We start from the raw sequence: 7,968 nt of genomic DNA, 5'->3' as shown, positions 1-7,968 counted from the left end.
AGGACGGCCCGGCTGCCGTGTATTGGCATACATAAAGTCGGGCACCCGGAGTCCAGGCGGGCGCTGAGGTTCCGCTACCCGCACCGCCACGCAAAGCGAGAGCTTCAGACAGGAAGGAGCTTCAGATCAGGTTCGCGCGCTTGTAGAACCAGTGCGACGCCTTCGTGAGGAGTCCCGCCGAGTTGAGGAACTCCATGAGGCCTGCGCAGCTGGAGCGGAGCATGGACTTGTGGTGCTCGTTGGCCTTCGCTTCGCGGACGGCGCGCTTGACGTCCAGACCGGCGTTCTCGTACACCTTCTTGTTCCACATGCTGGTGACGATGAAGTAGGACGCGCCGGCGACCACGACGGCCTGGATCTGCCGCCGCAGCCAGCTCGCGCCCTCCAGGCGCGCCTTGGTCTCCTCGCGGGCGAACTTCATGTGCCGCGATTCCTCGACGACGTGGATGTTGTTGACGGTGCGCACGAACGGCACCACCCGCTCGTCGCGCATCCAGTCGCGCTGCATGACGTCGAGGACCTCTTCGGCGACCAGGATCGCGGCGTAGGCGGCTTCGCCGAAGGCGATCGTCTTGAACACCCGGCCCAGCTCGACGACCGTGCGCGTCGGCCGGTAGGCGGGGGCGCGCAGCTTCGCGGCGCCGCGGGCGAACATGATCGAGTGCCGGCACTCGTCGGCGATCTCGGTCAGCGCCCACTGGAAGGCCGGGTCGGTCGGGTCCTTGGCGTAGAAGTCCCGCAGCACCATCTGCTGCAGGATCATCTCGAACCAGATGCCGGTGCTGGCCACCGACGCGGCCTCCTGGCGCGTCAGCTCGCGCTGCTGCTCCGGCGTCATCTCCGCCCAGTACGCGGTCCCGTACAGCGTGCTCCACTCCGGGCTGGTGCCGTGGTAGTCGGTGTCGAGCGGAGTCTCCCAGTCCACTTCCTGGACGGGGTCGTAGGACAGGACCTCCGATGAGCGCAGCAGCCGGTCCGCGACGTCCTGGCGGTCGGTCGGCTGCTCGTCGCTCTTGGCGATGCTGCTGGTCATGGGACGCTCCCTGCGGGGGTGATGACGTCGGCGATCCCCACCCGGTGGGTAGGTGTTACCCGAGGTAACGGATCCCAGCATCGGTGACATCGGCGATCGTGTCAATGGCCATTGGCAATATCGGGCCGCCGCGAACCTGGTTGGATGACCGGTATGGGGCTTTTCAAGAACAGCGCGGCCGAGCTGGCCGAGATGGCGGTCGAAGCGCGCACCGGCGGGCGGGCCAGGTTCGTCGTCCGCCTGATCGCGTTGAGCAGCGGGAAGGACGAGGCGATCGATCCCTGGGCGGAGCGGATCGAGGCGATCGAGGCCGCGGGGTGGGCGGTCGAGCACTTCTCGGTCACCGCCAACGGCAGGGGCGGTGTGGAGGCGTACGTCCTGTTCGCCCGGATCTGATCTCCCGGCGGTCACCGGTTGGGCGGAAAACCGGCCCGGGCGACCGGGCGCCGTGGCACGATCACCGTCGAAATCGCGCCGGGAGCGCGCTTTGCGACTGGGGAGGTTGCGTGGCGACCTGGGAAGACCTCGCCGAATTCGTCCGGGCCGAGTACGCGGTGGCCGAGGACGCGGAGACCGAGACCGAGTACCGCATCATCGAGGACAGCGACGACGAGATCCGCGTCCTCGTCGAGTACGAGGACGACCGCAGCCAGATCGTCATCATCGGCCGCGAGGAGCTCGACGGCCGCGAGGACTGGGTGCAGGTGCTCTCGGTGATCGGCCGAGCGGCCGAGGTGGACCTGCAGAAGCTGCTGGTGGAGCTGGGTCAGGTCTCGGTGGTGTGCGGCGCGGTGATCGTCGGCGAGCACGTCCTGCTCCGCCACGCGGTCCCGCTGCTGAACCTGGACATCAACGAGTTCACCGACCCGCTGAACTTCATCGCCGAAACAGCGGACCACCTGGAGGAGATGTTCTACCGCCACGACGACCACTGACCCTTGATCTCCACCGCGGTCGAGGTTGCAGGCTCGGTCCATGACTGAGCCGATCCTGTTCCGGAACCTGATGCAGATCGCCGACGGGCACCTCGAGGAGTTCAAGGCGGCGGTGCGCGCGGCGGTCGACTTCGCCGGCGAGCACGGCCCGCAGCTCTTGGTGGAGGTGTTCATCGACGAGGACCGGATGGAGTGCACCAGCTTCCAGCTCTACCGCGACTCCGACGCGGTCCTCCGGCACTGGGAGCTGGCGGACCCCCACATCCAGGCGGTGATGGCGCACTGCACCGTCAAGGACTTCGCGGTCTTCGGCGACCCGGACGCCCGGGTCCGAGCCGGCCTGGGCCCCGACGTCCCCTTCACCCCGCACCTCACCGGCTTCCACCGCCTGGCCGGCTAGTCGGCGGGCGAGGAGTATTTGCGGGCGCTTCTTGTGGGCGCGCGTTGGTAGGCTCTGGGGGCGGAGGTGCGGGATGGGTATCGGTGACGACGCCGTTGAGGTCCGGGCTCGGGGCTGGCGGACTCTCGCCGCTCTGCACGGCCGGCTCGAGGCTGAGCTGGAGAAGGCGCTGCAGGCCGAGCACGGGTTGTCGGTCGTCGAGTACACGGTGCTCGACGCGCTGAACCGGCAGGACGGGTGGCACATGCGGATGCAGCAGCTCGCCCGCGCCACCGCGTTGAGCAGCAGTGCGACGACTCGGCTGGTCAGCAGGCTGGAGGACCGGGAGCTGCTGACGCGGATCCTGTGCAAGGACGATCGCCGCGGCATCTACACCGAGCTCACCGACGCCGGCCGGAAGCTGCTGGAGAAGGCGCGCCCGACCCACGACGAGGTCCTGGAGAAGTCGCTCGCCGAAGCGGCGGAGACGCCGGAGCTGGCGCCGCTGGTGTCAGCGCTGCACCAGCTCCCGGGCGCCTGAGCGTGCAGGCGACCTGCGCGACGCTGGCAACGCCGGGCCGGGTGAACGAGGACTACTTCGCCGTCGGCCCGAACTGGGCCTTCGTCCTGGACGGCGCCACCGCACCGTCCGGTGTGGACAGTGGCTGCGCGCACGACGTTCCGTGGCTGGTGCACCGCCTCGGCGCTGAACTGGCCGCACGGCTCGTGGTGTCCGGAAAGCCGTTGGCGGATCTCCTGGCCGAGGCCGTCGAGTCGACGTGCGCGGCGCACGCGGACACCTGCGACCTGCGGAACCCGTCCAGCCCGTCGTCGACGGTGTCGATCCTGCGGGCGGGCGACGAAGTCGAGTACCTGGTGCTCGCGGACAGCCCGATCGTCTTCGACCACGGCGCGATCGTCGACGACCGCCTGGACCGCCTCCCCAGCTACACGCAGGAAGCGGTGCGAGACCTCCGAAACCACCCGGACGGCTTCTGGGTGGCGAGCACGAAACCGGAAGCGGCCTACGAAGCCCTCCAAGGCTCCCTGAACGACATCAGCCGAGCAGCCCTCCTGAGCGACGGAGCCTCCCGCTACGTGGAGATGTTCGCCCTGTCCGACTGGCCGAACCTCCTGGACCTCCTGGAACGAGAAGGCCCGACCGAACTCCTGACCAGAGTCCGAAAAGCGGAATCCACCGCCCCGAAACCCGCCAGGGGCAAACCCCACGACGACGCCACCGCGGTGTTCCTGTCTTTCTAGTGCTCTGTTCGAGCGCAAATGCGGGTGGACTGTTCGCAGGGGTCTTCGCACCCGGTAATCAGTTGGGTGGCAGCCAACCGGTGTGTGGAGGGAACGGGATGAATCGGGATCAACGCACCGCCGTCAAGGTCGTGTCGGTGATCGGGGCGCTGATCTGGGTGGTGCTCGGGCTGCGCTACGGGTGGCCCGCGTGGTTGTGGATCGGGTTGGTGGGCTTGACGATCGCCGGTCCGTGGGTCGTCAGCTGGTGGTTGTTGGGGCGGGTGGGGCGCAAGGACGTGCCAGCGGCAGAAGTGCCGGTCGAGCAGCCCGCGCTGCCGCAGCCGAGCGAGCAGCAGGTGTCCGGCACTCCGCTGCGCAGCGCTCATCCGGAGTACCGGTTCTCCTTCTCCGGCGCGGTCTTCTGGTACGTCAAGCCCGATGCTCCGGGGTTGCCGCACGCGAATCCGGCCGGGCTCGCGGTGGATCTGGTGCTGGAACAGGCCGGGCAGATCGCTGCTGAGACTTCGCCGGAGGACGGGGATTTGGCGCAGTACCGGCTCAACGCCGTGCTCGGGACACCGCGTTCGGACCCGTCCGGGCACGTCGTGGCCTGGGCGAGCGCGGTTCGGTTGGCGCTGCCGGACGCCGACGAGGAGCGGTTGCGGCAGTTGGCCGCCGCTCGCAAGGACGAGGAGCTCTGGGAGCGTCAGCGCGCTCACGAGCGCAACAAGCGCACGTACTTCGCCGAGGACGTGCTGCAGTCGCCGGGCAGTGCTCTGGTCTGGTGGCTCGCGCGGCACGAGGACGGTGACCTGGACGAAGCCGTCCGCCAGATCAGCAACCTGCGCAAGCTGACCGCCGCCGCGCACGACAGGCGGATTCCGGACAGCGATGCGCCGAACTGGATCCACCCGGTGCACTCGTTCGTCGTGGACGAGTTCGAAGTCGGGGCGGAGCAGCACGTCTTCGCCGCGATCGAACGCCTGGCCACCGGTGACGAACGAGCCGCGCTGGGCCACCGGCTGGCCGAGGCGCTCGACTCCCACGGCCACCGCGACCTGGCGCAACTCGTGCGCGACCGGTTCGGCGACCGGCAGGAGCTGCCCGGTTCAGGTGCAGCGGTCGGCGAGTGACAGGGCGTCTTCCGGTGCGTGCGCCTTCACGTCGTTGTCGAAGTAGGCGTAGATGTCCCGGCGGCGTTTCGAAGCCCGGGGTGGTGGGGCGATCGTGCGGGGTGTTCTCGGGGCCTTGCCCTCGTGCCAGGCGCGGATCAGTTCTGCCCAGCGGTCCAGGTCTTCTGACGAGTAGCCGCTGGCGTAGAGCTCTTCCGCGCCGTGGAAGCGGAGGTAGACGAAATCGGTCGTGACGTCTTCGAGGTGCGGCCAGTCGCCTGCCGCGTCTGCCACCACCAGGGCGATGCCGTGGGCGCGGAGGAGCTCCACCGGTTCGCGGGCCGCGAAGCTCGGGTGGCGGACCTCCAAGGCGTGGCGGAGGGGGCGGTCGGCGTCGGTTTCGGTGAGGGCCCGGCCCTCCAGGCGTTCGTCGTGGCGAGCGGCGAGCTCGGCCGCTGCGCCGGTGGTGCGGGGGAGCAGGCTGAAGAACTCCGCGAGGCGGTCGGCGTCGAACGGCAGCGACGGGGGGAGCTGCCAGAGCAGCGGGCCCAGTTTCGGGCCCAGGGCCAGGACCCCGCTGGCGAAGAAGTTCGCGAGCGGCGTTTCCGCTTCCCGGAGCTTCTTCATGTGGGTGATGTAGCGGCTTCCCTTGACCGCGAACAGGAAATCGTCCGGGGTCTGCTCCGCCCAGCGGGCGTAGTGCTCCGGGCGTTGCAACGAGTAGAACGATGCGTTGATCTCGGTGGAGTTGAGGCGTCGGGACAGGTATTCGAGCTCGGCGCCCCGGCGCAGGTCGCGCGGGTAGAACGGGCCGTGCCACGGTCCGTAGACCCAGCCGGACGTGCCGATCCGAATCGACGTCGAGCGCATCACCTCCCACGGTACGCGCGGCTCCGGGGCGGGGATGATGCAATTTCCATTGAAATCGGACCTTCGATTTCAATGGAATTTGCGGCGGAACCGGTCAGCGGAGGGTGACGGGGAGGGTGCGGAGGCCCCGGTTGCGGAAGGAGTTCCGCCAGTGGAGCTCTTGTTCCGGGACCGCCAGGGCCAGGTCCGGGAAGCGGCTGAGCAGCGTGTTCAGGCCGATCTCGGCTTCCATCCGGGCGAGTGCGGCGCCGAGGCAGTAGTGCGGTCCGTGGCCGAAGGCCAGGTGCGGGTTGTCCGCGCGGTCGAGGTCCAGGTGCTCGGGATCGGCGTAGCGGTCGGGGTCGTGGTGGGCGGAGACCAGGGACAGCAGGACGGTTTCGCCCGCGGGAATGGTCACGCCACCGATTTCCACGTCTGCCAAGGGGAATCGGCGGATCGCGAGCTGCGGTGGCGGGTCGAATCGCAGCAGTTCGTCCACTGTGGACGATGTGATGCCTTGGCGTGCCCTGGCGAGCGCAGCTGGGTTGGTGAGCAGTGCGGCCAGGCTGTTGCCCAGGACGTTCACCGTGTTCTCGTAGCCCGCGAACAGCACCAGGAACGCTGCGGAGGTCAGCTCGTCCTCGGAGAGCCGGTCCTCCTCGTCGCGCAGCGAGACCAGCGTGCTGAGGAAGTCCGCGCCGGGGTTCGCGCGCTTCGCCGCGATCAGGTCGAGCAGGTAGCCGTGGAGCGAGCCGAGCGCGTTGCGGGCCTGGTCGGGGGTTTCCGGGGCGAGCAGGTGGTCGGTCCAGGAGCGGAAGTCCGGCCGGTCGGCCTCGCCGACGCCGAGCAGCTCGCAGATCACCGCGATCGGCAGCGGCCCGCAGTAGGCCGGCATCAGGTCCGCTTCGCGCTCGGTCAGGTCGTCCAGCAGGGCGTCGGCGAGCTGCTGGACGCGGGGGCGCAGCGGCTCGATCCGGCGCGGGGCGAAGGCCTTGCCGATGATCCGCCGCAGCCTGGTGTGCTCCGGGGCGTCCATGTTCAGCAGGTTCGCGTCCAGCGCGGGCGGCAGCGAGAAACCGCGGTAACCGCCGGCGGAGTTCTTCTTGTCCAGCGACAGCCGCGGATCGGCCAGCGCGGCGCGGACGTCGGCGTAGCGCGTGACCAGCCAGATCGACGTCCCGTCCGGGGCGGTGGCGCGGTGCACCGGGCCCTGCTCGCGGAGTCGGGCGTAGGTGGCGCGCGGTTCGGTGACGAAGGAGGAGTCGATCTCGATCACGTCCCCGGAACCTACCCGAGTTGTGGGGTCAGCTGCCCGAGACCGTCCCGCAGCGTTCCGCCGCGCTTAACCCGAAGCCGACGACTCCTCCACCTGTCGTCCGCACGCTTTCCGCGCAACTTCGCGATCGGAGGACCTGCATGTTCAACGTTTCCCGGCGACTGCTCGCCGTTGTCGCCTGCGCGGTGCTGCCGCTGGGTCTCGCCGCCTGCGGGCCGAGCGCGGCCAGCGACCAGGGCGGCGCGCGCAACCCGGACGAGCTGGTGTTCGCGTCGATCCCGTCGGAGGACTCCACCAGCCTGGAGCAGGAGTTCAAACCGCTGGTCGACATGCTGGCGAAGGAGACCGGCAAGAAGATCCGGGTGGAGAAGGCCACCGACTACGCGGCGGTCATCGAGGGCCAGCGCACCGGCAAGATCGACATCGCCATGTACGGTCCGCTGTCCTACGTGGTGGCGCGCAACAGCGGGGTGCGGATCTCGCCGCTCGGCGCGCAGGTCGAAACCCCGGGCACGGCTCCCGGCTACCGGTCCTATGGGCTGGTGCGGGCGGACTCGCCGATCCAGCGCCTCGAGGACTTCCGCGGCAAGCGGGTGTGCTTCGTCGACCCGAACTCGACCTCCGGCTACCTCTACCCGAAGGCGGCGCTGCAGACCGCCGGGGTCGACTTCGAGCGCGACGTGAAGCCGGTGATGGCGGGTGGGCACGACGCATCCGCGCTGGGCGTGCAGAGCGGGCAGTGCGAGGCGGGGTTCGCCTACGACGCGATGGTGGACAAGCTGCTGCCGGAGAAGGGCAGCGTCAAGCCGGGTGAGCTGCGGGTGGTGTGGCGCTCGGAGCTGATCCCGGGCTCCCCGGCGGCGATCTCCGACGACCTCGACCCGGCGCTGAAGGCGAAGGTGACCGAGGCGTTCCGCACCAAGGCCAACGCCGACTACCTGAAGGCGAACGGGTTCTGCACCGACAAGTGCGACATCGGCGGCTACTGGGGCTTCGTCCCGGCCGACGACAAGACCTTCGACAGCGTCCGCCAGGTCTGCGACGTCACCCGCGACAAGCAGTGCACCGAGGGCTGATCGGCCCTGGCTGGGGACCGCAGTTTCAATTGAAACTGCGGTCCCCGCTGCATTTCTGCTGGT

At 69.0% G+C, this 7,968-nt stretch carries 10 protein-coding genes; 7 read left to right on the top strand and 3 right to left on the bottom strand.

Annotation, left to right across the window (positions count from 1 at the left end; all coding sequences use genetic code 11):
• Positions 1-121 precede the first annotated feature (121 nt).
• Positions 122-1,033, bottom strand: a complete 912-nt coding sequence (locus ABTZ89_RS32185; RefSeq protein WP_270949566.1) for an AurF N-oxygenase family protein — start codon at positions 1,031-1,033, stop codon at positions 122-124.
• 153 nt (positions 1,034-1,186) lie between these two features.
• Between ABTZ89_RS32185 and ABTZ89_RS32180 the strand changes: the two genes are divergently transcribed.
• The 6 genes from ABTZ89_RS32180 to ABTZ89_RS32155 all read left to right on the top strand — a co-directional run bounded on the left by ABTZ89_RS32180 (position 1,187) and on the right by ABTZ89_RS32155 (position 4,725).
• Entirely contained in the window at positions 1,187-1,429 is a 243-nt protein-coding gene (locus tag ABTZ89_RS32180) for a hypothetical protein (RefSeq protein WP_351051854.1), read from the top strand.
• A gap of 110 nt (positions 1,430-1,539) precedes the next feature.
• The gene (locus ABTZ89_RS32175; RefSeq protein WP_502949630.1) at positions 1,540-1,968 is read left to right on the top strand and encodes a hypothetical protein; all 429 of its coding nucleotides are present in this window, start codon (positions 1,540-1,542) and stop codon (positions 1,966-1,968) included.
• Between the two features lie 40 nt (positions 1,969-2,008).
• Complete coding sequence (locus ABTZ89_RS32170) at positions 2,009-2,368, top strand: hypothetical protein (RefSeq protein WP_351051852.1); 360 nt, start codon at positions 2,009-2,011, stop codon at positions 2,366-2,368.
• A 73-nt stretch (positions 2,369-2,441) separates the two neighbouring features.
• Positions 2,442-2,888, top strand: a complete 447-nt coding sequence (locus ABTZ89_RS32165) for a MarR family winged helix-turn-helix transcriptional regulator (RefSeq protein WP_270949563.1) — start codon at positions 2,442-2,444, stop codon at positions 2,886-2,888.
• A 2-nt stretch (positions 2,889-2,890) separates the two neighbouring features.
• On the top strand, positions 2,891-3,610 hold the full coding sequence (locus ABTZ89_RS32160) for a protein phosphatase 2C domain-containing protein (protein ID WP_351051849.1): 720 nt from the start codon (positions 2,891-2,893) through the stop codon (positions 3,608-3,610).
• 98 nt (positions 3,611-3,708) lie between these two features.
• On the top strand, positions 3,709-4,725 hold the full coding sequence (locus tag ABTZ89_RS32155; RefSeq protein WP_351051846.1) for a hypothetical protein: 1,017 nt from the start codon (positions 3,709-3,711) through the stop codon (positions 4,723-4,725).
• Here the strand turns inward: ABTZ89_RS32155 and ABTZ89_RS32150 are convergent.
• Both ABTZ89_RS32150 and ABTZ89_RS32145 read right to left on the bottom strand, forming a co-directional pair.
• The gene (locus ABTZ89_RS32150) at positions 4,702-5,574 is read right to left on the bottom strand and encodes a DUF72 domain-containing protein (protein ID WP_351051843.1); all 873 of its coding nucleotides are present in this window, start codon (positions 5,572-5,574) and stop codon (positions 4,702-4,704) included. The two genes, ABTZ89_RS32155 and ABTZ89_RS32150, sit on opposite strands and share 24 nt — an antisense overlap.
• 94 nt (positions 5,575-5,668) lie before the next feature.
• A complete protein-coding gene (locus ABTZ89_RS32145) occupies positions 5,669-6,829 on the bottom strand; it encodes a cytochrome P450 family protein (RefSeq protein ID WP_351051840.1) in 1,161 nt (386 codons plus the stop codon).
• A gap of 140 nt (positions 6,830-6,969) precedes the next feature.
• Here ABTZ89_RS32145 and ABTZ89_RS32140 point away from each other — a divergent pair, with 140 nt between their 5' ends.
• The gene (locus tag ABTZ89_RS32140; RefSeq protein WP_351051837.1) at positions 6,970-7,905 is read left to right on the top strand and encodes a phosphate/phosphite/phosphonate ABC transporter substrate-binding protein; all 936 of its coding nucleotides are present in this window, start codon (positions 6,970-6,972) and stop codon (positions 7,903-7,905) included.
• Positions 7,906-7,968: the final 63 nt, after the last annotated feature.

Origin of the sequence: Saccharopolyspora sp. NPDC002686, assembly GCF_040295745.1 — a bacterium.
Classification (GTDB): Bacteria; Actinomycetota; Actinomycetes; order Mycobacteriales; family Pseudonocardiaceae; genus Saccharopolyspora; species Saccharopolyspora oryzae.
This window is presented reverse-complemented; position numbering and strand designations above follow the sequence as displayed.

What these genes read in the sequence shown, in the direction of transcription:
- ABTZ89_RS32180 (WP_351051854.1), top strand. Translation starts at nt 1,187, where the DNA reads ATGGGGCTTTTCAAGAACAGCGCGGCCGAGCTGGCCGAGATGGCGGTC.
- ABTZ89_RS32165 (WP_270949563.1), top strand. Translation starts at nt 2,442, where the DNA reads ATGGGTATCGGTGACGACGCCGTTGAGGTCCGGGCTCGGGGCTGGCGG.
- ABTZ89_RS32155 (WP_351051846.1), top strand. Translation starts at nt 3,709, where the DNA reads ATGAATCGGGATCAACGCACCGCCGTCAAGGTCGTGTCGGTGATCGGG.
- ABTZ89_RS32150 (WP_351051843.1), bottom strand. Translation starts at nt 5,574, where the DNA reads ATGCGCTCGACGTCGATTCGGATCGGCACGTCCGGCTGGGTCTACGGA.
- ABTZ89_RS32170 (WP_351051852.1), top strand. Translation starts at nt 2,009, where the DNA reads ATGACTGAGCCGATCCTGTTCCGGAACCTGATGCAGATCGCCGACGGG.
- ABTZ89_RS32140 (WP_351051837.1), top strand. Translation starts at nt 6,970, where the DNA reads ATGTTCAACGTTTCCCGGCGACTGCTCGCCGTTGTCGCCTGCGCGGTG.
- ABTZ89_RS32185 (WP_270949566.1), bottom strand. Translation starts at nt 1,033, where the DNA reads ATGACCAGCAGCATCGCCAAGAGCGACGAGCAGCCGACCGACCGCCAG.